Below are 23846 nucleotides of genomic sequence, written 5' to 3'. Positions count from 1 at the left end.
ACCGGACCGCCGAGCGGCGTAGTGGACCCTCCTCCTACGCCGCTCGGTGTCTCGTCGCATCCCCCACTCGACGCCCGATCAGGAGCTGGTCATGACCGAATCCACCCGGCACGGCATCGCGCCGCACCACATCGTCGACCATCTCGCCGCGGCCGGTGTCGGTTGCGGAGATGCCGTTCTCGTCTGTATCGGGGACCGCCGGACCCGCGAGGCGGTCATCGACAACGCCAACTCGGCCGGGCACGCAGTCCTCGTCCCGCTCGTCGCACCCGACCGGCCCGGCATCGGAGACCTCGCAGTCGCAGTGGGCGCAGCCGCCGTCGTCACCGACAGGTCCGTGCCGCTCCCCCTCCACCCACGCGCCCTGCTCGCGTCGACCCCGCCCCCATCCGGAGCCGCCTCGCCCCCATCCGAGGACATCCTCGGGTGGGGGGTGAGCATGCATCGGCGTTGGATTCTGCATCCGGTCCCGCAGTGCCGGGCTTTCGTCTGGTGCCGCATCCCGGCCGGCTGGCATGTCGACCCGAGTACCGTCGGCCGTCCCCCGCGATGGGCGCAACGGCGCTCGGCCTCCGGCTCGCCCGGCCACCCTGGAGGATCGCTGTGACTTCCGGCAACGCATCACTGCGCATGACGGTGCTCATGACCCCCGACATGGCCAACTTCTCCGGCAACGTCCACGGCGGCAGTCTCCTCGAACGACTCGACCAGGTCGCCTACGCCTGCGCCAGCCGCTACGCCGGTACCTACGTCGTCACCCTCTCCGTCGACCGGGTTCTCTTCCGCGACGCAATTCACGTCGGAGAACTGGTCACCTTCTCGGCGTCGGTCAACTACACCGGACGGACCTCGATGGAAATCGGGATCCGGGTCGACACCGAGAACATCCGAAGCGGAACGCGTCGCCACACCAACAGCTCGTACTTCACCATGGTCGCCGTGGACGACACCGGTGAACCCGTTGCCGTGCCCCCCTTCACACCGAATACGGACATCACGCGAGATCGTTACGAGGCGGCTCGGCTCCGCCGACGAGCCCAGTACGCCGCGTTCGCCTCCCCGCACTCCGTCCCCCTCGACGAGCTGTCCGAGACGACGCGCAACGGTTGAACTCCGAGGCGCACTATCCCCCTGTGAAGACAGCGGCGAACGCACGGCACGAAGCGATCCGAGGTGGGCCGTGGGGGAACAGTCACGGCGGGGGCACGGGTTCGAACGCTCCGAGGTGCGCTCCGATCTGATAGCACGCCAGGACGAAGGCGGGTGCGGGAACGGACGGGGATTCGACGCGCGACCCGTAGAGGGCGACCACCAGCTCGAGTCCCGGTGAAACGAACAGCATCTGGCCGTGGATTCCGGTGGCCGTGTAGGAGCCGAACGGGTCGTCGAGCACCCACCAGTAGTCGCGGTACGACAGCGTCGACCGTGAGTCCGGTGACGCATTCGGTGGCCGCACACGCGCGCCGGGACCGGTGGGTACGCGGGCCCCGAGGCCTGTGACCACCGCGGCCGGCAGCGCCTGCCGGCCACCCAGCGCACCGCCGCAACGCAGCACCTCGCCGAGCCGGGCGACGTCGCGCAACGTGGCGCAGAACCCGCCGCTCGCCATCTCGGTGCCGTCGGAATCGAGGACGAAGTAGCCGTCCTCCTCGGCGCCGATGCGGGACCACACCAGCTCGCCGACGAGGTCGGCGAGCGTGGTTCCGGTGGCCCGGCGGAGCACCTCCGCGACCATTTCGACATTCCCGTTCTCGTAACGGAATTCCGCGCCGGCCGGACCGGTCGCCCGGGCCGTCGCCAGGTGCTCGCGGATCGAGCCCGGCCCCGTGTATCCGAAGGGGCGCGCGGACGGGCTCACCGCGGCGAGCAGGCGCTGCGCCTCGGCGCGACGGTGGTAGATCCGGCCGCTGTACGACACCCGGGTGCTCATGTGCAGCAGGTCGTCGACGCGTGCGTCACCGAACGCGGTGCCTGCCGCTTCGGGTACGTAGCGTGACGCCGGGTGCCGCCGATCGACGACGCCGTCGTGCACGAGAATCGCGGCTGCCAGGCCGACGACGGACTTCGTCATCGAGGTGGTCAGGTGCGGATCGTGTGCCGCGAAGCCCGGCCGGTGGTACTCGTGGACGACGTGGCCTCGATGCACCACCGCGATGCCGTCGGTGTCGGACGTCTCCAGCATCCGCTTGAAGGTCTCCGGCCGTCCTCGGAGCCGTTCGATGGGAAGGCCGGACAGGTCGGTCGGTGCGGCGGGCAGCTCCCACACGCCGTCGCGGCCGCGCCACACGCGCCGGGTGGGCATCGTCTCGCGGCGGGACGTCAGGTACCGGCGCACGTCGGCGGGATCGGTCAGGCCACGAGCCCACGTGAGATCCGGACCGGTGCGCATCGACGGGGCCGCTTCCATTCCGCGGTGCGCGGTCACACCGCACCGGCCGTGGCGTCGTCCGTGGTGCCGGTCGTCCCGACCCGGGTCAGACGACGCGCATCGTGGGCGGGACGGATGGCTGCGATGGCATACACGCCGCACGCGATCATGACGACGGCGGCGAGGGTGAACGCGGTGCCGTATCCGGCCACGACCGTGGCGCCGCCGTCGACTATCCGGCCGGTCAGGTACGGGGCGACGAGCCCGGGCAGGGTGCCGGTGGCGGCGAGGATGCCGAAGACGGCGCCGCGCTTGGCCGGCGGCACGACCGCAGCCGCCGTCATGTAGTGGAGCGGGAACGCGACGGCCGAGCCGCTGAACGCGATCACGATGAGCACGAGGCGGATTGCGGACGCGTCCGCGAGCGGGACGAGCACCATCGCGAGGCCCGCGATCGTCACGGCGACGCCCTGCAAGGCCCCGTGCGCCCAGCGCACCGACAGTCCCCTGCGCAGGAGCAGGTCGGACAGCGGGGAGATGGTGAGCAGCAGGACGAGGCTCGTGCCGGAGATCGCGCTGATCACGCCGGCGACGTCCGCAGGACCGAATTGCATTGTGGAGTGCAGGTATTCGGGGAGCCATGCCGAGTTGACCGCCATCGCCCAGTGGCCGCCGAATGCGCTCGCTGCGCTGCCGAGGAACGTGCCGCTCACCAGGATCTTCCAGATCTTCGGATTGCCGGCCGCGCCCGACGGGCCGGCCGCGGCGCCGTGCCCGTGCCGGGTGTCGCGGTCGAACGGGCCGTCTTTGCCGATCGCGAGCCAGGCGATGCCCCACAGCCCGCTCACGACGGCCAGTGCGATGAACGCGGCCCGCCATCCGTGATCGCTGATGAGCCACGTCAGGACGGGGGCGGCGATGAGGACTCCCAGGGCGGCACCGCTGATCTGCAGGGCCGACGGCAACCCGCGCTTGTGCGCCGGGAACCACTTGTACAGGGCGTGCATCGACATCGGCGTGGCCGGGCCCTCGGCGGCGCCGAGGAGCACGCGTCCCGCCACCAGGGCCGGGACCGTGGCGACCAGCAGCACCGGAATCTGCGCGACCGTCCACATCATGGCCATCGAGAACAGCAGGAGCCGGCTGGAGACCCGGGCGGAGACGAAGCCGACGACGATGCCCGCGATGCTGTAGAGCAGGTAGAACGAGCTGGCGATCAGTCCGAACATGCTGCGGTCGATCCGGAACTCGTTCATGATCGGTACCGCCGCGAGACCGAGCACGGCCTTGTCGCCGAAGTTGATGATCATGAAGAAGACGATCATCACGAGGACGGCGAGGGCACGTCGACGGCTGTACCCGGGTGGGTTCACCTCCGGCGCCGTGGTCGCCGGGCTGGGGGTTCGAATTGTCGCCATGCATCCTCCTCGGCTCGTCCCGATCCTCGATCGGTGGCCACGTCGTCTGGGAATCCGATCGGCACCGGGCCCGCGTTCGTCGTCGGTGGCCCGACGGAAGGGCGGCGCATTCCGGTCGATCGTCACGAGAAGTCGAAGTCGTACCCCGTCCCGTGTTGCACTCAGCCTACTGTGACGGACGCCATAACGCAAGGGCTGTGTCAGTGAAATATGTTAGAGGACAACATAATTCGACTGCGCTGTAGCTCGCGGGGTGACGATCGGAAATGCCGGGTCGAACCTGCCGCGCAGGTCGAACGGCACCCGCCACGCGGCAGCGTCACCCGAGATCGTGACGTGCCCGGCGGCCTCGGCGTCGGCCGCGGTGAGTGCCCCGAGCACCAGTCGCGCCAGCACCGGCCGCGACAGTGCGACGGTGGCATCCACGTCGCCGCGCTGCGGACGACGGCTGTGGACGAGCACACCGTGGCGGACCAGGACGAAGATCCGCCCGTCGCCGTCCACATCGAGCGCCACATGGGCGTCGCATCCGGCGGCCGCGGCTCCGTCGAGCCGGACCGCCAGGTGATCGAGCAGCATCTCGGTGGTCATCGCCGTTGAGCATGTCGCCCCGCGCCCCACCGCCCCCGGCGTAGGTGACGCCCGAGCGCAGTTCCTGGGCGCCCGTCAGGTAGAAGTTCCGCCACGAGGCCGCCTCCGCCTGATATCCGAGCTGCTCGAAGGCGTCGGCCTGCAGGGCCCGCGCGTCCTCGTTCCCCGGGTCGGTGAAGACGACCCGGCCGACCACCTCGGCGACCCACCGGTAGTCGCCGGCGTCGAACGACGCCCGTGCCTTGCGGAGGACCTCGTCCGCACCGCCCATGAACTCCACGTACCGCGCCGCCGCCGCGGCGGGCGGGTGGGGGTGCAGGTTCGCCGGGTTGGCGTCGAACCAGCCCAGATACTTCTGGTAGACCGCCTTGACGTTGTGTTCGAGGGTTCCGTAGTAGCCGCGGTTGGACCAGTAGGTCGCCAGGGCGGGCGGAAGCTCGAGTCTCTCCGCGATCTCGGCCGCGTTCAGCCCGCGCGCCGCCCACCGCAGCGTCTCGTCGTGGATGAAGCGGTACAGGTCGCGCTGCTTCTCCATGAATTCGCGGATCGCCTCGCGCCCCCATACCGGCCAGTGATGGCTGATGAACAGCACATCGGCCCGGTCGCCGAAGAGGTCGAGGGCGTCCCGGATGTAGTTGCTCCACGCTGCGGCGTCGCGCACCTGAGCGCCGCGCAGGGTGTAGAGGTTGTGCATGTTGTGCGAGACGTTCTCTGCCATGCACAACGCCCGCAGGTCGGGAAGGAAGAAGTTCATCTCCGCCGGAGCCTCGCTGTCCGGGGTGTACTGGAAGACGATCCGCACCCCGTCGAGCACCATCTCGGTACCGGTCTCGGCGACCAGGTCGGTGGGAGCGAGCAGCGTCGGTGCGCCGTTGGCGAGTGCGGCTCCGAGCCCGACCGAGACGACACCCCGGTCGTCCGCCGGCAGGAGCGAGCCGTACATGTACTGTGCGCGCCGCTTCATCGCGTTGCCGGCGTGGACGTTCTCGCTGACGGTGTGTTCCATGAAGCCCGACGGCGCGACGATCCGCACCGCACCGCGCGCCACCTCGTGGCCGGACACGACGCCCTTGACGCCACCGAAATGGTCGGTGTGGCTGTGGGTGTAGACGATCGCGCGGATCGGCTTGTCCCCGAGGTGTTCTCGCACGAGTCGCATACCGGCGGCGGCGGTCTCCGGGGTGAGCAGCGGATCGATCACCAGGTATCCGGTGTCTCCCTCGACGATCGTCATGTTCGCGATGTCGAAACCCCGGATCTGGTGGATGCGATCGGTGACCCGGAACAGGCCGTGCCGCACGGTGAGTTGCGCCTGCCGCCACAGGCTGGGGTTGACGGTGTCGGGGCAGTCGCCGCCGAGGAAGTCGTACCGGGTCAGATCCCACACCACCCGGCCGTTCTCGGCGCGGATCACCGGCGGGTCGATCGTGGCGACGAATCCGCGGCGGGCGTCGTCGAAGGAACGCCGGTCGGCGAAGTCCAGTGTGCTCAGCACGGCCCGGTTGGCCGCCGCGGTGGCGGGGGTGGCCGCCTTCGGCCTCGACAGTGGGCTGGTCATGCCGCTTCCTTTCCGCGCGCCGGCTGTGCGAGCAACTGCTTGGCGATCCCGTTCTTCTGGATCTCGGACGACCCGGTGAGGACGCGGAACATGCGCAGCCGCCGGAACAGCCATTCGACCTCGGCGCCGCGGACCATGCCCGCCTTGCCGTGGATCTGCACGGCCTCGTCGGCGATGCGGAAGGCGTGCTCGGCGACGAACAGCTTGCACATGAACGCCTCGACCCGCGGCGGTGTGCCGGCGTCGAGCGCGGCGAGGGCGTCGTAGGTCATGCTCCGGGCCGCGTAGTAGTCGGTGGCCATGTCGGCGATCTTGTGCTGGATCGACTGCAACGCCGCCAGGGGTGCGCCCTGCACGTGCCGCGTCTTCGCGAAGTCGACGGTCAGGTGCAGCGCGCGTCGCGCGCTGCCCAGCACCGTCGGGCAGTGCAGCAGCCGGTTGACGGTCACGCGCCCCAGCCCGATTCGCAGACCGTCGCCGACGGAGCCGAGCAGCTGCTCGGGCCCGACGTAGCAGTCGTCGAGGATGATGTCGCTCTCCACGTGCTGGCCCGACATCGGCAGGTCACCGTCGACGACGGTGCAGCCGGGGGAGTCGAGATCGACGAGGAAGGCCGAATAGACCTCCGGGTCGGTGTCACCGGCGGGGGCCATTCGCGCGACGAGCACGGAGAAGTCGGCGAACGGGCCGGCCGAGGAGAACACCTTGCGGCCGGTCAGCCGCCAGCCGTCCCCGTCGGGGGTGGCGATGGTGCGCATCCGTCGTACGTCGGATCCCGCGTCCTCCTCGGTGAGCGAGAAGCAGCACGCCCGCTCGCCGCGCAGCACCGGCATCAGGTACTTCTCGAGCTGGTGGTCCGTGGCCACGCCGAAGATCGACCCGACGCGGAGCGGCCCGCCCATGTCACCGAGGACCGAGTGGGCGAGGATCCGGCCGCTGGCCCCCACTTCCTCCTTGAGGACGGCGAGTTCGGTGTAGGACAGGCCCTGACCGCCGAGGGCCGGCGGCAGATGGATTCCGTAGAACCCGAGTTCACGGCTGCGCCGCCACACCGGTTCGAGTTGCTCTCGGGTATAGCGGGTTTCCGGTCCCAGGCCGAGTCGTTGTTCGTACTCGGCGAGTTCGCCGTCGAGGTAGTCCCGCAGGCGCGGAACCAGCGTCGCGAGCCGCGGGTGGTCGTCGTAGGACGGGGTGAGGGTGAACGACATGGGGGTCCTTGTCAGTGAACGCGGCGCTCGGCGCCGGACCAGTAGGAGTCGCGCACGGCGCGGCGGTCGACCTTGCCGTTGCGGTTGATCGGAAGGGACTCGACGAAGTCCACCGAGCGCGGCTTCTTCATCCCGGCGAGCCGCTGGGCGCAGTGGTCGATCAGTGCGGCTTCCGTCGGCCCGGTGCCGGGGCGCGGCACGACGACGGCCTTCACGGCCTCGCCCCACCGCTCGTCGGGGACGCCGACGACGCAGACCTCGGACACGTCGGGGTGCTCGTACAGGGCAGCCTCGACCTCGCTGCAGTAGATGTTGAACCCGCCGGAGATGATCATGTCCTTCTTGCGGTCGACGATGAACAGATACCCGTCCTCCCGCAGGCGCCCGATGTCGCCCGTGTGGACCCACCCGTCGCGGAAGGTCTCCGCCGACAATTCCGGTTCGTGCCAGTACTCGCGCACGCAGTCCGGCCCGCGCACGACGATCTCGCCGAGTTCGCCTGCCGGCACGGGCCGGCCTTCGTCGTCGACCACCCGGACTTCGGTGTCGAACACCGCGCGTCCGCACGACAGCAGGAGCTCGGGGTCGGAGTCGATTCCTCGCTCCACGTCATCCGGAGTGAGAACTGTTACCCCACTTGTGGTTTCAGCCTGTCCGTAACCCTGGGCGACGACCGGTCCGAACAGGTCGACGGCGTCACGCAGGCGTTGCGGGGAGACGGGCGCGCCACCGATCCGCACGCATCTGAGGCTCGAGTAGTCGGTGGTGGTGGCCTCCGGGTGGTCGAGCACCAGGTTGAGCATGGTGGGCACCATGAACGTCGAGGTGATGCGCTCGGACTCGAGGGTGCGCAGGAACCGCCCGGTGTCCCAGTGCGGCAGGATCACGACGGTCGATCCGCGGGAGAGGGAGGCGAGCAGGCCCATGCCCGAGGCGTGGGTGATCGGGCCGGGTGCGAGGTAGCGCTCGCCGACACCGAGCGAGCTGTCCGGAGTCATCAGGCGCTTGCGCATGTTGGCCAGGCGGTTGCCGTGAGTCTGCACCGCGGCCTTGAGTTTTCCGGTCGAGCCGGAGGTGAAGTTCAGGACCGCGGGAACCTCGGGGTCGACCTCGATCGCCACCGGGCGATCGTCGCCCTCGGCCAGCAGGTCGCTGTAGCGCACCGCGCCGTCGCAGCTGTCGTCGTAGTCGACGACCGTGCAGTCCGCCCCCGTGTCGGCGACGATCTTCAGCGCGGCCTCGGCGTGCTCGGCGTCGACGAACAGCATGCGCACGGCCGCGTCCCGTAGGACGTGGGCGACCTCGGCGGCGCCGAGTCGCGCGTTGATCGGCACGCGGAGCAGTCCGGCCTTGCACAGGGCCATCTCGGTCTCCACCAGCTGCGGGCGGTTACCGGCGAAGGTGGCGACCGCCTGCGCCGGTTCGAGTCCGCGCCCGAGCAGTGCCGAGGCGAGCCGGTTGGTGGAGTCCTCCAGGCGGCGGTACGTCCAGCGCTCGTCGCCGCACACCACGGCTTCGTGGTCGGGCCAGTACGTACTGCTGCGGCTCAGATAGATGCCGAGGTTCATTTCCGCTCCTTCGCGGACAGAGTGACTGTTATTGGACACGATGTATTGAACTGGTGTCCGTGTCAAGACTTGCGCTAGCATGGGCGTCCTGGTACCGGGAAGGGAGCCGGCAATGGCAACGGAAGACCGCCGGGTGCGTCGCACCAAGCGACTGCTGCGCGATGCGCTCGTGACGCTCGTGCTCGAGCGCGGCTACGGCGCCGTCACCGTCGAGGACATCGCCGAACGGGCCGACCTCAGCCGCGCCACCTTCTACGGGCACTACACCGACAAGGACGACCTGTTCGGGCGGATCGTCGCGGATCTGATCGCGGAGTTGAACGAACGCCTGCGCCCGCTCGTCACGGACTCGTCGGCCGGGTTCACCGGCAAGCCGGTCCTGGAGATGTTCCGCCACGCCGCCGAGGAACGCGACGTGTACCGGGTGATCCTGCGCGGGGAGGGCGACGGCCGTGCGCTGCGGGAGTTCATGGACGACCGCAGCGAGGTCGTCGCCCGGATCTTCCGCAAGCGCGCGGACGCCCACGGGGTGACCCCGCGCATCGACGTCGACGTTCTCGCCCGGGCCTGGGTCGGCGAGCAGATCTCCGTGCTGCGCTGGTGGATCGAGTCGGACCCGCCCGTGCTTCCCCTCGAGGACGTCACGGAAATGCTGCTGGAACTGTCCCTGCGCGGCCGGTACTGGGCGAACGGCTTCGACGGACCGCCGCCCGGGGCCGGATCCTGACGGTCGCCGATCAGCGCGGCGCGGCGGGCGACAGGCCGGCGAGTACGTACCGCCGCACGTAGCGCAGCACGGCGGCGGCGTCGTCGGGGTCGAGGGTGTTGCCCGGCACGGTGGCGAGGCTGATGAGCGAGCGCGCCACCCACTCGGCGGCCTCGACGGGATCGGCGTCGTCACGGACCTCCCCGCGTTCGATCGCCGCGACGACGAACTCGAGCCAGAACGCCGCGAGATCGGGAACCAGTTCGCGCACCCCCGCGCCGGCGCACGCCTCGAACTCCTCCGGCTCGGTGGCGCGCAGCCGGAGCGGCAGCGCGCCCGGGTCGTCGTAGGTGGCCCGGCCGATCCGGACGCCGGCCGCGAGCTGTTCGTCGAAGGAGCCGTACCCGGCGAGCGCCGCTCGGGCGTCGGCCCAGTACGCCTCGTCGAGCCGGACGATCACGCTGCCGACCAGGCTCGCCTTGTCCGGGAAGTGCCGGTACAGCCAGGCCCGGGACACGCCGGCCGCCTCGGCCACCTCGGCCATCGTGGTCGCCCGGATTCCCTTGGCGCGCAGCGAGTCCTCCGTCGCGGCGAGCAGTCGCTCGCGGACGCTTCCGGGTTTCGTCTCGATGGGCACGCGCTGTTCCTCTCGGCCGGCGGACCGCGCGGCCCGCGAGCCGACCCTACGCGCAGTAGACACTTTCCGGAATGTGTGTACACCCGCCATGAACATGTTCTACATTGTGGTCGTCGTCACCGGACGCGCTCGCGCCGGAGATCGGACCGGCCCACCGGATGGCCGGAACCTGCACACGAGGAGCTGCGACATGCCGGCACCGACCACCGCCGTCATCGGCGCGGGAATCAGCGGTCTGACCGCGGGCAAGATGCTCGGGGACTACGGAGTGCCCTACACGTGCTTCGAGTCGTCGGACCGGATCGGCGGCAACTGGGCGTTCGGCAATCCCAACGGGCACAGCAGCGCCTACCGCTCGCTGCACATCGACACGTCCAAGCATCAGCTCTCGTTCAAGGACTTCCCGATGCCGGAGTCCTTCCCCGACTTCCCGCATCACACCCAGATCAAGCAGTACCTCGACGGATACGCCGCGGCGTTCGACCTCGAGTCGCGGATCGAGTTCCGCAACGGTGTCGTGCATGCCCGCCGGAACGCGGACGGCCGGTGGGAACTCGACACCGAGGACGGGCGTACCCGGTACTTCGACTTCCTCGTCGTGGCGAACGGTCACCACTGGGATCCACGGATCCCGGACTTTCCGGGCGAGTTCACGGGCATGTCCCTCCACTCGCACCGGTACGTCGATCCGCGCACGCCGATCGACTTCTCGGACAAGCACATTCTCGTCGTCGGGATCGGCAACAGTGCCGCCGACATCGCGGTGGAACTGTCGTCGAAGGCGCTCGGCAACGAGGTCACCCTGTCCACCCGCTCGAGCGCCTGGATCGTGCCGAAGTACATCGCGGGCCGTCCGGCCGACAAGTACTACCGGACCAGCCCCCACCTTCCGCTCTCCTGGCAGCGCAAGCTCGCCCAGCTCGGGCAGCCCGTCATCGCCGGGCGTCCCGAGCGGTACGGCCTGCCCACGCCCAACCACAAGTTCTTCGAGGCCCACCCCACCCAATCGGTGGAACTGCCGCTGCGCCTCGGTTCCGGCGACGTCGTCGCCAAGCCGAACATCCGCCTACCCGACGGCGCGACCGTGCACTTCGAGGACGGCACCTCGTCGGACTTCGACGTCGTCGTCTACGCCACCGGCTACAACATCACCTTCCCGTTCTTCGACGAGGATTTCGTCAGCGCGCCCGGTAACCACATCCCGCTCTACAAGCGGATCTTCAAGCCCGGCATCGACAACCTCGCCTTCGTCGGGTTCGCACAGGCCACGCCTACCCTGTTTCCGTTCGTCGAATGCCAGGCCCGGCTCGTCGCGGCCCACGTGATCGGGCGGTACCGGCTGCCGTCGGTGGACGAGATGGAGCGGGTGATCGAAGCAGATCAGCGCAAGTACACCGGGCACATGCTCGACCGGCCCCGGCACACCCAGCAGGTCGACTACTTCCTCTACGAACACGACTTGCGGGTACACGAACTACCCGCCGGCAGGAAACGGGCGCTTGCGCACCGGTAGTCGCGTCCACCCGACCGACCTCCCCGAGAAGGTATCCGAATGACACACCGACACAAGACCTTCCGATCCGGTGACGCGCTCTGCGACGCCTGGCACTTCCCCGGGCAGGGCGAGGCGTTCGCCGGTGACGGCGGCCGCCCGGTCGTCGTGATGGCGCACGGGCTCGGCGGCACCAAGGATTCCGGCCTCCAGGCGTTCGCGGAGCGGCTCGCCGCGGCAGGTCTCGACGTCCTCGCCTTCGACTACCGGGGATTCGGCGCGTCCGGTGGTGCGCCGCGTCAACGGGTCGACCTGCGCGGCCAGGCGGACGACTATCGGGCCGCCCTGTGCGCCGCCGCCCGCCTCGACGGGGCCGACCCGAATCGCCTGATCCTGTGGGGTGTGTCGCTGGCGGGTGGACATGTGCTCTCGGTGGGGGCACACCGCCGGGACGTCGCGGCCGTCGTCGCCCTCACACCGCTGGTCGACGGCCCCGCCGCAGGTCTGCTGGCGGCGCGGCACCATTCGATGCCGTCGATGCTGCGGTCCACCGCGATCGGGACCCGCAGCCGAGTCGCGGCGCTGAGAGACCTTCCGCCCGTAACGATTCCGATCGTGGGCCGCCCCGGCGAGACCGCGGCACTGACCCTGGACGGATATTTCGAGGACTACACGGCACTCGCCGGCCCGACGTGGCGCAACGAGATCGACGCAGGCGTCGCGCTCGAACTCGGTACCTACCGGCCGGGCAAGGACGCCGCCGGACTGCGGTGCCCGCTGCTCGTCCAGATCGCCGACTTCGACCGCAGTGCACCCCCGCACGCCGCCGCGGTCGCCGCCGCCCGGGGACGGGCCGAGGTCCGCCACTACCCGTGCGACCACTTCGACGTCTGGCCGGGGCGCGACTGGTTCGATGCCGCGGTCGCCCATCAGATCTCGTTCCTGTCCCGGCACCTCGGTGCCGGGAGCCCGCCCGCCGGGAGTCCCCGGCACGACGGCACCGCCGGGAGTCCCCGGCACGACGGCACCGCCGGGAGTCCCCGGCACGACGGCACCGCCGGGAGTCCCCGGCACGACGACACCGCCGGGAGTCCCCGGCACGACGACACCGCCGGGAGTCCCCGGCACGACGACACCGCCGGGAGTCCCCGGCACGACGACACCGCCGGGAGTCCCCGGCACGACGACGCCGCCCCCACGACGACGAGGTAGACCGATGGCAGAGACCGTCCAGCAAGCCCTCCGTGAGCGATGCGACCAGGACACCACCGCAGTCGTGTACGGCGACAGGACATGGACGTGGCGCGAGCACCTCGGCCGCGCATCCGCCCAGGCCGCGGCCCTGCTGGGCGTGGCGGACCCGGACCGCCCGATGCACGTGGGCACCCTGCTCGGCAACACTCCCGACATGCTCGAGGCCATGGCGGCGGCCGGACTCGGCGGCTACGTCCTGTGCGGCATCAACACCACCCGCCGCGGCGACGGCCTGGCCCGCGACATCCGGCGCGCCGACTGCCAGATCGTCGTCACCGACCCGGAACACCGGCCCCTGCTGGCCGGGCTCGACCTGCCGGGGGTGCGGATCCTCGACACGTCGTCGCGGGAGTGGGCCGACCTGCTCGCCGGGGCCGGTGTCCTGCACCCGCACCGCGAGGTCGAGGCCATGGACACCTTCATGATGATCTTCACGTCGGGCACGAGCGGCGATCCCAAACCGGTCCGCGTCGCCCACCTGATGGTGCTGTTCGCGGGTCAGAACCTCATCGGTCGGTTCGGTATCGCCGACACCGACGTCTGCTACTTGTCGATGCCGCTGTTCCATTCCAACGCCGTCCTCGCCGGCTGGAGCGTGGGCATCGGCAGCGGCGCCGCCATGGCCCCGGCCGCCTTCTCGGCGTCCCGGTTCCTCGACGACATCCGCCGCTGCGGCGCGACCTACATGAACTACGTCGGCAAGCCCCTCGCCTACGTGCTCGCGACCCCCGAGCGGCCCGACGACCGGGACAACCCGCTGCGCGTGGCATTCGGCAACGAGGCCACCGATCGCGACATCGAGGAGTTCGCACGCCGGTTCGACTGCACGGTCTGGGACGGCTTCGGCTCCACCGAGAACGCCGTCATCGTCACCCGCGAGCCCGGCACGCCGCGCGGATCGATCGGCAAGGGCCTCGACGGCGTCGCCGTCTACAACTCCGCCACCGTCACCGAGTGCCCCGCCGCGGAGTTCGACGCCGCCGGTGCCCTGATCAACGCGGACGAGGCGATCGGCGAACTGGTCAACACCCACGGCGCCGGGTTCTTCTCCGGGTACTACAACGACCAGGAGGCCACCGACGAGCGACTCCGCCACGGCATGTTCTGGTCCGGCGACCTCGCGTACAAGGACGCCGACGGGTGGATCTACCTGGCGGGCCGCACCGCGGACTGGATGCGCGTCGACGGCGAGAACCTCGCCACCGCTCCCATCGAACGGATCCTGCAGCGCCTGCCCGCCCTGAACCGCGTTGCCGTCTACGCGGTGCCGGACGATCACGTCGGCGACCAGGTGATGGCCGCGATGGTTCTGCAGGACGCTGCCGAACTGACCCCCGAGATGTTCGAGGAGTTCCTCGCCGCCCAGCCGGACCTGTCGCCGAAGGCGTGGCCCCGCTACGTGCGCATCGCTGCCGACCTGCCCGGTACCGCTACGAACAAGATCCTCAAACGCGAACTGGTGCAACAGGGCCCGACTCCCGGCGGCGGCGTGCTGTGGTCCCGCCGCGACCGTCGCGCGACGGGCACGACATCGGGGGAGGAGGGCGGCTACGTCGTGACCGGGTGATCCGGGGGAGAGGCCGCGCGTTCGAGTCTCGCTGAGCGGGACTCCGGCGAGGGCGTCGCAGGTGCGCTCCTAGCATCCGCGTCATGACCGCAACCACCGTCGCCGCCTCCGACGTGCACGCGCTGCTCGAACGCCGGCAGCAGTACTCGCGTGACCACCTCGAGGAGTGGATGCGACCCGAGGAACGCTCGGTGTTCTCCCCGTACGACCGGCTCGGCGCCACCGCCCAGGGCTTCACCGGCAGGCACGAGGGCAGGAACCCGCGCGGAATCGTCGTCTTCTGACCGCGACGAGAGGTCTCGCCATGGAGAGGGTGGCGTCGTTGCCGGCGGACACGCAACTGGGCCGGGTGGCCGAGCGGGTACGCCGGATCGAGGCGCTCGGGTACGACACGGTGCACGTGTCGGAAACGGTGCGGGACCCGTTCACCGTGTGCGCGCTGGCGCTGGAACACACGTCGCGGCTGACGGTGCGCACCAGCATGGTCGTGGCCTTCGCCCGGAGCCCGATGGTGACCGCGTATTCCGCGTGGGAGCTCGCCCGCTTCTCCGGGGGCCGCTTCCAGCTCGGTCTCGCGACGCAGGTCCGCGGCAACATCGTCGGCCGGTTCTCGATGCCGTGGAGCAATCCCGCCGCCCAGCTGCGCGACTACCTCGACTCCCTGCGGGCGATCTTCGGCTCGTTCGCCACCGGAGAGCCTCTGTCCCACAGCGGCACGCACTACACATTCGACCGGTTGCAGCCGTACTTCCGACCCGGCCCCGTCCATGTCCCGGCGCCGCAACTGTGGACCGGTGGCGTCAACCGGCGGATGTGTGTGCTCGCCGGTGAGTGCTCCGACGGATTCGTCACGCACCCGACGAACTCGCACCCCACGTTCCTGCGCGAACACATCCTGCCCGCACTGCGCGAGGGCGCCGAACGCCGTGGCCGGCGCGACGGCGGCCCCCGCGTCGTGGTGGTTCCCAAGGCGATCACCGGCCGCGACGACCGCGTCGTCGCGGCCGCGCGCGAGGCGGCCCGCTCCGAATTCGCGTTCCTGTACTCGACACCCGCCTACCGCGGAACGCTGGCGGCGCTCGGTCTCACCGAATTCGGTGAGCGGCTGACCAGGCTGGCGCGGGAACAGCGTTGGAACGAGATGACGGAGACGGTGAGCGACGACGTCCTGCGCATCCTCGTCCCGCACGGCACCTACGCCCAGCTGCCGGCCGTCCTCGAATCCTGGTACGGCGGCACGTGCGACGGGTTGTCGATCGACCCGCCCGAGGACCCGGCCGACGACGACGAATTCGCGGCCCTGCTCGACCGCATCCGGGCGATCCCGGTGCGGCCGGTGCGGTGAGGACCGCGGCGCCCGACGGGTCGCCTCGTCAGGCCGGTCCGCCTGCGGCCTCGCCGTTGCGCTCGGCACGACGCCCGACCTTCTCCGCCTCGGACAGATCCTCCAACCGCTCGGCGCGGGCACGCTTGTCGGCTGCCTCGCCCTGTTTGTCGGCGGCGTCCTTCAGCTGCGCCTCGGCCGGGGCGGCGGCGGCCTGCTCGGCGGCCCTGATCTGCTCCTGTTCCTTCCGCCGGGCCGATTCGACCGCCTGCGTGCGCTGTGCCGCCTCGGCGTCGGCCTGCCGTTTCGCCGCCTCGGCGCGTTGCTCGGCCTCCCGTGCGGCGGTGCGCTTGCGCTCCTCCTCACGGGCCCGGGCCTGCGCCACCTCACGCTGCCGCGCCTCGTGGGCCTCCGACTGCTGCGCCCGCGCCTGCTCGCGCTCGGCGCGCAGCGCGGCGTCGGCCTCCTGCTCCTTGCGGGCGGCCTCCTCCTCGAGGGCGCTCGCCCGGGCGAACGCGTCGGTGCGCTCGGTCATCGCGGCGCCGCGCTGCTGCACGTCGCGGGCGCCGAGCACGGTTCCCACGGTCCCGTCGAGCAGGCCGAGGCCCCGCTCGTACATCAGTCGTGGGGGTGCGTCGGGCGGGAACCGCGAGAACACCTGCTGCTCGATCATCTGCAGCGGGAATCGGAAGATCTGGTACTGAAGGCGCAACACGGCCAGGGGCACGGTGGTGATGTTCATGTCGTCTCCGCTTCGTCGGGTATGAGAGGTCAGGGCGTTTCGGCGTCGTCGCCGAGACTCTCGGCCTTCTGCCGGGCCCGCGCGGCCTCGGCGCGCGCCTCGGCGGCCTCGTCCATCGCCTCCCGGTGTTCCTCGGTGGCATCGATCGCGTCGGCGGTGGCCTCGGCCACCCGGGCGCGCTCGGCGGACTGCGCGCGCGCCGTCTCGACGCGGGCGTCGCGTTCGGCTTCGAGCCGCCCGGCCGCGGCCCGGTGCTGCGCCTGCTGCTCGGCGACCAGATGCTCGCTCTGCTGCCGGCGGCGCACGTCCTGCTCCGCGGCCGCGGCCTCCTGCCGGACCGTCGCTCGTTCCTGCGCGCCCCGCTCGTGGATCGACCCGAGTTCGTCCGCAGCCTCCTCGGTCTCCGCCCGCGCGACGGCTTCGGCGGTGTTCGCCTCCTTGCGTGCGTGGGCCTCGGCCTGCTGGAGCTGGCCCTCGGCGGTGAGCGAGTCGTTGCCGGTCACCGCGCCCGCGACTTCCTTCGCCTTGCCCTTGATGGAATCCAGCAAGCCCTCGCGGGCTTCCGCGGACGTGCCCTCTTCGTCCATGACGTCCTGCTCCTCGGTGGTAGGGACTGTCTGTGCGGGGTTGTCCGCTACCCGGGGGTAACCCGAAATGGCCCGCGTCAATCACGCAGGTGGATTTTCGGAGTGCGGATCCGGGCCCGGCCGCCTGCGCTCCGGCGGACAATGAGGCGCGAGGATCCGGCTCAGGGGGAGGCGACGTCGATGACCGGGAACGACGGCTCGGCTCCGGACGGGACGTATCGACGGGTGCTTCCGGAGGCCGGAGCGCACGTCGGCGGCGGCCGCTACCGGCTGGTGGAGCGGCACGGCACCGTGGGCGGCCTGCAGTGCTGGCGGGGGCGCGACACGGCCATGAACCGGACCGTCGCGCTGACCCTTGTGCCTCGCCCCGCCCCGGATGCCGGCTTCTTCCCGGGCCTGTGCGTGCGGACCGCCTCGGCGGCCTTCGAGCGGGTAGGGGCCGCGGCCCGGGTCTTCGACGTGGTCGGCGACACCGACCACTGCGTGGTGGTGGCCGAGTGGACGCGGGGCCGGTCGCTGCGCGACGTCGCCGCCGACCGTCCGGACCCGGCCGCGGCCGCACGGATGACGCTTCGCCTGGCCGAGACGGTGCGCGCCGCGCACCGGCAGTCCACGGTCCTGTGCCTGGACGATCCGGTCCGCGTCCGGGTCGGCGAGTGCGGTACCGCCGTCCTCGCCTTCCCCGCGATCCTGTCCGGTGCGGACGAGACGACCGACGTCGCCGGGCTCGGCGCGGTGCTGCGCTGCCTGCTCGGCGCCGGCGAGGCGCGCCCCGGCGCAGAGCCGATGCGGCAGCTCGTCGACGAGGCTTTGGGCGGACATGTTTGTACCGCAACCGATTTCGTCGACCGGCTGGATCGGATGCTCCCGCGTGGCGACGTGCGGTTCCGGGGCGCGGAACGCACGGCCGAAGCCGTACGCCGCCAAACCCCTTCGCCGGCACCGGAACGGTTCCCGGCGCATCGGCCGCCCGCGACCCCTCCCCGGCGCATCGCGGTCGTGCCTGCCTCGGCTGCAATGGTTCTGGTGGCGTGCCTCGCCGCGGTCGGCTGGGTCGCCGGCACCGCCCTGAGTGGCCCGGGTGGCGATTCCGTGGTGACGGCACCGACGCTGCCCGCAGTCGCCGTCGTGGCGCCGACGATCGGTGCCGGGGCGGCGCCGATCAGCGCCCCCCTCGTTCCGCTGTCCGTGCGCGCCCAGTCGCGGGACGGGACTACCGACAATGCGGTGACGGCGGACCTTGCGGCGGACGCCAACCCGAACACGGCCTGGAGCACCGACCTGTATCCCCGGCCGGTCCCGGCCGGCCGGAGCGGCGTGGGCCTGACGATCGCCTTCCCGCGGCCGGTCCGGCTCGGCGAGGTCCGGATCGACAGCCTCAGTGCCGGTTCGCGTGTCGAGATCCGAACCGCGCCCCGCGGTGGCGGCCCGCACCCCGCGGCGCAGACGATCGGCGGCGCTGTCCTCGTCTCCGGCGTGACCCGCATACCGGTGGCGGCGACGGCGGCACCGATGTCGGAGGTGCTCGTCTGGATCACGGAGCTGGCGTCGGTCGGGCCCGGCCGCTTCCGGACGTCGCTGTCCGAGGTGGGATTCAGCGGAGACGCCGGACCGTGATCGTCCGCTGGCACCTCGTCAGTCGTACGCGCGGACGTGGCGGACGACCACCCGCGGACCGTACCGTGCGCGCGCACGGGCCAGTGCCTCCGACCGCACCTGCTCCTCGGTCACTCCCGTGGGCAGGGACAGGATCAAGCTCTCCGTGCGGTGGTCCGGGTCGGCGGGATCCTCGACCAGGCACATCCAATCGAACGTTCCACCGGCGCGTCTGCGGGCCAATTCGATCCGGGCCGCCTCGACAGGCCCGCACCCCACGGCGGCATCGTGCGTCGTGCTCTGGTCCACGAGCCGCACGAGATGCTCGGTGGACCACCGGTGCACACCGCTGTTCAGCCGAACAGGATCCATCGCGTCACCGCCTCCCCGCGGCACATCCCCGGACCCTTCGCTTCGGGCGTCGAGTCCGGTGCGGGAGCTCTCCGGTGATTCTTCCACCTGTGCGGCCGGACGAGAAGGCCGGTTGCGGCGTATCCGCCGAGCGGACCGGCCGGGTGCCGGGCGTGGCGCCGGAGCACCCCGTCGGCCACGATGACTTCACACCCCGCACGTCGAATCGAAGGACGGTCCCGCAATGAGCACCCCCGAGCTGGCCCGGCACGCCTCGCGGTTGCGGGCCGATCTGCACGTGTTCGATCGACGTATCAAGGAACTGAGCGAAGAGTTCGGGCGGATCGATCGCCATTCCCACGGAGACTCCGCCGAGGCCGCGCTCCTCGAGATCCTCGACCTCCTCGCCGACGCGCGCCTGGATCTGCGCAGCGTCGACAAACATCTGGAGACGGCGGTCCGGCACGCCGAGAACCTGCACTGATCGCCGCGAGGGCACACCCGCTCCGACGTCGGTGGCAGTTCATTCCATAATTCCATAGAATGTCGTAGTGACGTTGCCGCGTCTCCCGCCGGGAAGGCCCGGCGCGCGGCGACCCTGATCCCACACGTCCCCGGAGGGCGGCTCATGAACAGCCCCACGCGCCCCACCACCCCGTCCGGCGAACGGATCGGACTCGGCCTGCGCCGCAACGCCGCCCAGTTCACGCTGCTGGTGGTGGTCAACGCCCTCGTCGGCGGCATGCTCGGCCAGGAACGCACCGTGCTGCCGCTGCTCGCCGAGGAGGAATTCGGCATCCGCGCCTACACCGCCGGCCTGTCGTTCATCCTCGTCTTCGGCCTGTCGAAGGCGATCACCAACTACTTCGCGGGCACCTTCTCCGACCGGTACGGGCGCAAACCGGTGCTCGTGGCCGGCTGGCTGGTCGCGGTCCCGGTACCGCTGCTGCTCATCTGGGCTCCGTCGTGGGGCTGGGTGATCTTCGCCAACGTGCTGCTCGGCATCAGCCAGGGACTGACCTGGTCCACCACGGTGGTGATGAAGATCGACCTGGTCGGCCCGGCCCGCCGGGGGCTCGCGATGGGACTGAACGAGGCCGCGGGGTATGCCGCCGTCGCCGCGACCGCGCTCGCCACCGGCTACCTGGCCGAGTCCTACGGTCTGCGGCCGGCGCCGTTCCTGCTCGGCATCGCCTTCGCGGCGCTCGGCCTGGGACTGTCCACCCTCGCAGTGAAGGAGACCCGCGAACACGCGCGCCTCGAAGCCGTCGGCCACGTGGCCCGCGCCGACGGACGCCACGACCACCTGCACGACAAGCTCACCGACCGGCAGGTGTTCGTCCAGACCAGCTTCAAGGAACCGGCACTGTCGTCCGCCAGCCAGGCCGGCCTGACCAACAACCTCAACGACGGCCTCGCCTGGGGCCTGTTCCCGATCCTGTTCGCCGCGGCCGGCCTCTCGGTCGGCCGGATCGGCGTCCTCGCCGCGCTGTACCCGGCCGTGTGGGGAGTGGGCCAGCTGGTCACCGGCGCGCTGTCGGACCGGTGGGGCCGCAAGTGGATGATCGTCGCCGGCATGTGGCTGCAGGCCCTCGCCCTGGCCGTGATCGCCGTCTCGGATGCGTTCCTGCCGTGGGCGATCGCCGCGGTGGCGCTCGGCGCCGGCACCGCGCTGGTCTACCCGACCCTGCTCGCCTCGATCGGCGACGTCGCCCACCCCGCCTGGCGGGCACGGTCCGTGGGCGTGTACCGGCTCTGGCGCGACGGCGGATTCGCCGCCGGCGCCCTGCTGGCCGGTATCGTCGCCGACGCGTTCGGCGTCCACGCCGCCGTGTGGGTCGTGGCCGCGCTGACCGCCCTGTCCGGGCTGATCGTCGCGGTGCGCATGTACGAGACCCACCCCCGACCTGCCCGCGTCGCACAGGAGGACCCCGCCCATGGCTGACCGAGCCGCCAAGGATGCCCTCTTCGGGGAGTTCGCCGCCGTCGGCAAGGTGCTCGGCAACCCCGCGCGCCTGGAACTGCTCGACCTGCTCGCGCAGGGCCCGCGCAGCGTGGACGAGCTCGCCGCCGCCGCCGGGCTCGGGGTGAGCACCTGCTCGGCGCACCTGCAGACGCTGCGCGCGGCCGGGCTGGTGCAGTCCCGCCGCGACGGCAAGCGGATCTTCTACTCGCTCGCCGGGGACGACGTGGCCGTCCTGTGGGACACCCTGCGCCGCGTCGCCCAGCGGCACCGCCCGCACACCGAGCTCGCCCGTCGCGCGTATCTCGGCCCGGACGACACCACGGCCGTCGGCACCGAGGAACTCCTGCACCGCCTCGAGACCGGCGAGGTGGTCCTGCTCGACGTGCGCCCCGAGGCCGAATACGCCGCCGGGCACCTGCCCGGCGCGCTGCACGTGCCACTCGACGAGCTGACCGAGCGGCTCGCGGACCTGCCGGCGGGCCGCGAGATCGTCGCCTACTGCCGCGGCCGGTACTGCGTGCTCGCCCACGACGCCGTCCGGCTGCTGCGCACCCACGGCGTGCCCGCCCGGCGAGCCGCCGACGGTGTGCTCGAGTGGCGACTCGCCGGCCTGCCCGTCGACTCCGACGTCGCCTGACCGCCTCCGCGACGTTCGCGTCCGGTTCAGTTCCGGGTCACGCGCCGGCCACCGAACCGGGCTTTCCGGAACCTACGGTCCGAAGGACTCGACCGGATCGATGGAGGTATCGAAACAGTGACAACGGCACCACTGAATCGCCGCGGGTTCCTCGGACGCACCGCGCTGGCCGGACTCGGCGTGGCCCTCGCCGGCAGCGTCGAGGCGATCGTCCGCCCCGGACTTGCGTCCGCCGTGCCCGGCACGGCGATCGGCTACGGCCCGCTCGTTCCGGATCCCAACCGCATTCTCGCCCTGCCCGTGGGCTTTTCGTACACCGTGGTGTCGCGCTCCGGGGAGACGACCCTCGACGACGGCACGCCCGTCCCCAGCGATCCCGACGCCAACGGCGTGTTCGCGCACGGCAACGGTTCCACGATCGTGACCAACCACGAGATCGGCAAGGACGAGCCGTTCGGCGTGCCCGTCGTCGACGGCCTGACCTACGACCCCGGCGCCCGAGGCGGCACCACCACCGTCACGGTGGGGCCGAACGGGCAGCGCACGGGCCAGTACGTCAGCCTGGCCGGCACCGTGAACAACTGCGCCGGCGGAATCACCCCGTGGGGCACGTGGCTGACGTGCGAGGAAACCGAGGCACGCGCCGGCTCCAAGGGATTCACGCTCGACCACGGATATGTCTTCGAGGTCGACCCCGCGAGCCAGGAAGCCAACCGCGGCAAGAGCCCGGTGCCGCTGAAGTTCCTCGGCCGGTACGCGCACGAGGCCGTCGCCGTGGACCCGGCATCGAGCGCGATCTACCTCACCGAGGACGCCGACGAGCCCAACGGCCTGTTCTTCCGGTGGACGCCGCCGCAGGGTTTCCGCGGCGGGCCGGGCGCCCTGCGTGAACTCGCCGTGTCGCCGGGCGGCGACACGGCGGGCAGCCTGCAGGCGATGAAATGCCTCGACGGCGGCACGCACGTGCCCGACCTGTCGCAGGCCACCGAGCCGGGCGTGCGCTACGCGGTGGAGTGGGTCGACGTCCCCGACCGCGACGCCGCCACCACGCCGGTGCGCGCACAGTTCGCCGCCGACGAGGTCACCCGCAGTCGCAAGCTCGAGGGCCAGTGGTGGGGCGACGGCGGCGCCTACTTCGTCGCCAGCTACGCCCGCACCGGCGACGGCAGCGTCGCCGAGCACGACGGCCAGGTGTGGTTCTACGATCCGGCCTCGCAGACGGTCACGCTGAAGACGCTGTTCGGGGTCAACCCCGACCCGTCCGTCGACACCGGCAACTACGACGGTCCCGACAACATCACCGTCTCGCCGTACGGCGGCGTGATCCTCGCCGAGGACGGCGACGGCATCAGCCACCTCATCGGCGTCACCGCCGAGGGACAGCCGTTCGCCATCGCCCGCAACGAACTCAACGACAGCGAGTTCTGCGGACCGGCGTTCAGTGCCGACGGCAAGACCCTGTTCGTCAACATCCAGTCGCCCGGGCTGGTCCTTGCCATCACCGGGCCGTGGCGTCGTCCGATCAACTGATCGCACGGCCCGCGCGGCGCCGCGGGCCGTGCGTGTCAGGCGGACCAGGACCGCCAGCGCAGATCGGCGATCCGGAGCACCGGCCCGGTCGGGCGGGCGGCCCGGTACTGCGCGTACTTGACGGCGAGCGCATCGAGACCGGCCGTGCCGACCGCGGAGCGCGGGTCGTGGACGGTGGCGGTGCCGTCGAGGCGTACCCACCACAGGTGTGTCCAGTCCTCCTCGTAGTGGTCGACGAGCACGGTGACGTGCGGGTTGCCCTCGATGTTGCGCAGGCGCCGCAGCCGGCGCGTCGTCTTCGGTTTGTCGTCGACGCAGGTGTAGAGGACGTCGCCGGCGAGCGCGAACACGATCGGGACGAGGTGCGGGCGCCCGTCGGGCCCGGCGGTGGCGAGCCGTGCGACGCGGGCGGCGGTGACGAGAGCGCGTGCGTCCACACCCCCACGGTAGGCGCCCGCCGGCCGTCACCTTCTCGGTCCGGGGATCCGCCTGTCGGGGCCGAACCGCGAGCCCGCGAGGCCCGGCGGCGCCGGCCGCCAGTTGTACTGGTTCTGCGGCGGCGGGGATTCCAGGTCGGCCCAGGCTTCCCGCGCCCAGGACTCGGCCTCCGGTCCCGGGCCGAAATCGATGCCCAGCGACGGGTCGTGGGTGCAGATCACCCAACGGTGACCGTCGGGAGTCTCGTGGATGCGGTAGTGCCGTGCCGTCGTGGGGTCGGGGAGAGGTGCCATGGGGACCGGGTTCCC

23 protein-coding genes and 2 pseudogenes are annotated in these 23846 nt (G+C 71.0%); 13 read left to right on the top strand and 12 right to left on the bottom strand.

What is annotated here, in order from left to right; translation table 11 throughout:
- Positions 1 to 91: 91 nt before the first annotated feature.
- Both KZJ41_RS23275 and KZJ41_RS23270 read left to right on the top strand, forming a co-directional pair.
- On the top strand, positions 92 to 607 hold the full coding sequence (locus tag KZJ41_RS23275; RefSeq protein WP_006935240.1) for a hypothetical protein: 516 nt from the start codon (positions 92 to 94) through the stop codon (positions 605 to 607).
- Positions 604 to 1110, top strand: a complete 507-nt coding sequence (locus KZJ41_RS23270; RefSeq protein ID WP_006935242.1) for an acyl-CoA thioesterase — start codon at positions 604 to 606, stop codon at positions 1108 to 1110. Before KZJ41_RS23275 ends, KZJ41_RS23270 begins: the two co-directional genes overlap by 4 nt.
- A gap of 82 nt (positions 1111 to 1192) precedes the next feature.
- On the opposite strand, the gene KZJ41_RS23265 is transcribed toward KZJ41_RS23270, so the two are convergent.
- The 6 genes and pseudogenes from KZJ41_RS23265 to KZJ41_RS23240 form a co-directional block, all read right to left on the bottom strand.
- Positions 1193 to 2389, bottom strand: coding sequence for a serine hydrolase (locus tag KZJ41_RS23265; protein WP_044475864.1), 1197 nt, complete (start codon positions 2387 to 2389; stop codon positions 1193 to 1195).
- Positions 2390 to 2421: 32 nt separating this feature from the next.
- The gene (locus KZJ41_RS23260) at positions 2422 to 3786 is read right to left on the bottom strand and encodes an MFS transporter (RefSeq protein ID WP_006935244.1); all 1365 of its coding nucleotides are present in this window, start codon (positions 3784 to 3786) and stop codon (positions 2422 to 2424) included.
- Positions 3787 to 3999: 213 nt separating this feature from the next.
- Entirely contained in the window at positions 4000 to 4365 is a 366-nt protein-coding gene (locus KZJ41_RS23255) for an alkyl sulfatase C-terminal domain-containing protein (RefSeq protein WP_251551013.1), read from the bottom strand.
- A gap of 121 nt (positions 4366 to 4486) precedes the next feature.
- A pseudogene (locus tag KZJ41_RS23250) lies at positions 4487 to 5611 on the bottom strand (alkyl/aryl-sulfatase); the annotation flags it as partial.
- A gap of 320 nt (positions 5612 to 5931) precedes the next feature.
- Positions 5932 to 7143: an acyl-CoA dehydrogenase family protein gene (locus KZJ41_RS23245; protein WP_006935246.1), complete on the bottom strand. Its 1212-nt coding sequence runs from the start codon at positions 7141 to 7143 to the stop codon at positions 5932 to 5934.
- A gap of 11 nt (positions 7144 to 7154) precedes the next feature.
- On the bottom strand, positions 7155 to 8711 hold the full coding sequence (locus tag KZJ41_RS23240) for a long-chain fatty acid--CoA ligase (protein ID WP_006935248.1): 1557 nt from the start codon (positions 8709 to 8711) through the stop codon (positions 7155 to 7157).
- Positions 8712 to 8823: 112 nt separating this feature from the next.
- Between KZJ41_RS23240 and KZJ41_RS23235 the strand changes: the two genes are divergently transcribed.
- Positions 8824 to 9438: a TetR/AcrR family transcriptional regulator gene (locus KZJ41_RS23235; RefSeq protein WP_029545845.1), complete on the top strand. Its 615-nt coding sequence runs from the start codon at positions 8824 to 8826 to the stop codon at positions 9436 to 9438.
- Positions 9439 to 9448: 10 nt separating this feature from the next.
- Here the strand turns inward: KZJ41_RS23235 and KZJ41_RS23230 are convergent, their stop codons facing one another.
- Positions 9449 to 10054, bottom strand: a complete 606-nt coding sequence (locus KZJ41_RS23230; RefSeq protein WP_006935252.1) for a TetR/AcrR family transcriptional regulator — start codon at positions 10052 to 10054, stop codon at positions 9449 to 9451.
- Positions 10055 to 10244: 190 nt separating this feature from the next.
- Here KZJ41_RS23230 and KZJ41_RS23225 point away from each other — a divergent pair, with 190 nt between their 5' ends.
- The 5 genes and pseudogenes from KZJ41_RS23225 (at position 10245) to KZJ41_RS23205 (ending at position 15712) form a co-directional block, all read left to right on the top strand.
- On the top strand, positions 10245 to 11567 hold the full coding sequence (locus KZJ41_RS23225) for an NAD(P)/FAD-dependent oxidoreductase (RefSeq protein WP_251549689.1): 1323 nt from the start codon (positions 10245 to 10247) through the stop codon (positions 11565 to 11567).
- 39 nt (positions 11568 to 11606) lie between these two features.
- A pseudogene (locus KZJ41_RS23220) lies at positions 11607 to 12503 on the top strand (alpha/beta hydrolase); the annotation flags it as partial.
- Positions 12504 to 12762: 259 nt separating this feature from the next.
- Positions 12763 to 14367: a fatty-acid--CoA ligase FadD1 gene (fadD1, locus tag KZJ41_RS23215; protein ID WP_050035841.1), complete on the top strand. Its 1605-nt coding sequence runs from the start codon at positions 12763 to 12765 to the stop codon at positions 14365 to 14367.
- Positions 14368 to 14450: 83 nt separating this feature from the next.
- Positions 14451 to 14651 carry a hypothetical protein gene (locus KZJ41_RS23210; RefSeq protein WP_006939743.1) on the top strand — a complete coding sequence of 67 codons (201 nt, stop codon included), beginning with the start codon at positions 14451 to 14453 and terminating at the stop codon, positions 14649 to 14651.
- A 20-nt stretch (positions 14652 to 14671) separates the two neighbouring features.
- Complete coding sequence (locus KZJ41_RS23205; protein WP_251549687.1) at positions 14672 to 15712, top strand: TIGR03617 family F420-dependent LLM class oxidoreductase; 1041 nt, start codon at positions 14672 to 14674, stop codon at positions 15710 to 15712.
- A gap of 28 nt (positions 15713 to 15740) precedes the next feature.
- On the opposite strand, the gene KZJ41_RS23200 is transcribed toward KZJ41_RS23205, so the two are convergent.
- Complete coding sequence (locus KZJ41_RS23200) at positions 15741 to 16433, bottom strand: IF2 family translation initiation factor (RefSeq protein ID WP_050035839.1); 693 nt, start codon at positions 16431 to 16433, stop codon at positions 15741 to 15743.
- A gap of 29 nt (positions 16434 to 16462) precedes the next feature.
- A complete protein-coding gene (locus tag KZJ41_RS23195; protein WP_006939749.1) occupies positions 16463 to 17020 on the bottom strand; it encodes a CsbD family protein in 558 nt (185 codons plus the stop codon).
- 180 nt (positions 17021 to 17200) lie between these two features.
- Here KZJ41_RS23195 and KZJ41_RS23190 point away from each other — a divergent pair, with 180 nt between their 5' ends.
- Entirely contained in the window at positions 17201 to 18637 is a 1437-nt protein-coding gene (locus KZJ41_RS23190; RefSeq protein ID WP_251549684.1) for a hypothetical protein, read from the top strand.
- Between the two features lie 18 nt (positions 18638 to 18655).
- On the opposite strand, the gene KZJ41_RS23185 is transcribed toward KZJ41_RS23190, so the two are convergent.
- Complete coding sequence (locus KZJ41_RS23185; RefSeq protein ID WP_029545834.1) at positions 18656 to 18988, bottom strand: hypothetical protein; 333 nt, start codon at positions 18986 to 18988, stop codon at positions 18656 to 18658.
- 223 nt (positions 18989 to 19211) lie between these two features.
- Here KZJ41_RS23185 and KZJ41_RS23180 point away from each other — a divergent pair, with 223 nt between their 5' ends.
- The 4 genes from KZJ41_RS23180 (at position 19212) to KZJ41_RS23165 (ending at position 23100) form a co-directional block, all read left to right on the top strand.
- Entirely contained in the window at positions 19212 to 19451 is a 240-nt protein-coding gene (locus KZJ41_RS23180; protein WP_006939756.1) for a hypothetical protein, read from the top strand.
- 144 nt (positions 19452 to 19595) lie between these two features.
- Complete coding sequence (locus KZJ41_RS23175) at positions 19596 to 20912, top strand: MFS transporter (RefSeq protein WP_251549682.1); 1317 nt, start codon at positions 19596 to 19598, stop codon at positions 20910 to 20912.
- Positions 20905 to 21570: a metalloregulator ArsR/SmtB family transcription factor gene (locus KZJ41_RS23170; protein WP_006939758.1), complete on the top strand. Its 666-nt coding sequence runs from the start codon at positions 20905 to 20907 to the stop codon at positions 21568 to 21570. Before KZJ41_RS23175 ends, KZJ41_RS23170 begins: the two co-directional genes overlap by 8 nt.
- A gap of 117 nt (positions 21571 to 21687) precedes the next feature.
- A complete protein-coding gene (locus KZJ41_RS23165; protein ID WP_251549680.1) occupies positions 21688 to 23100 on the top strand; it encodes an alkaline phosphatase PhoX in 1413 nt (470 codons plus the stop codon).
- Positions 23101 to 23135: 35 nt separating this feature from the next.
- Here KZJ41_RS23165 and KZJ41_RS23160 read toward each other — a convergent pair whose 3' ends face one another.
- On the bottom strand, positions 23136 to 23537 hold the full coding sequence (locus KZJ41_RS23160; RefSeq protein ID WP_251549679.1) for a TIGR03668 family PPOX class F420-dependent oxidoreductase: 402 nt from the start codon (positions 23535 to 23537) through the stop codon (positions 23136 to 23138).
- Positions 23538 to 23564: 27 nt separating this feature from the next.
- Complete coding sequence (locus KZJ41_RS23155) at positions 23565 to 23831, bottom strand: hypothetical protein (RefSeq protein ID WP_029545826.1); 267 nt, start codon at positions 23829 to 23831, stop codon at positions 23565 to 23567.
- Positions 23832 to 23846: the final 15 nt, after the last annotated feature.

This window comes from Rhodococcus sp. 11-3 (assembly GCF_023704055.1).
In the GTDB taxonomy this organism is placed as follows: Bacteria; Actinomycetota; Actinomycetes; order Mycobacteriales; family Mycobacteriaceae; genus Rhodococcus; species Rhodococcus aetherivorans.
The sequence above is the reverse complement of the archived record's forward strand: the minus strand, read 5'-3'. Positions and strand labels throughout refer to the sequence as shown.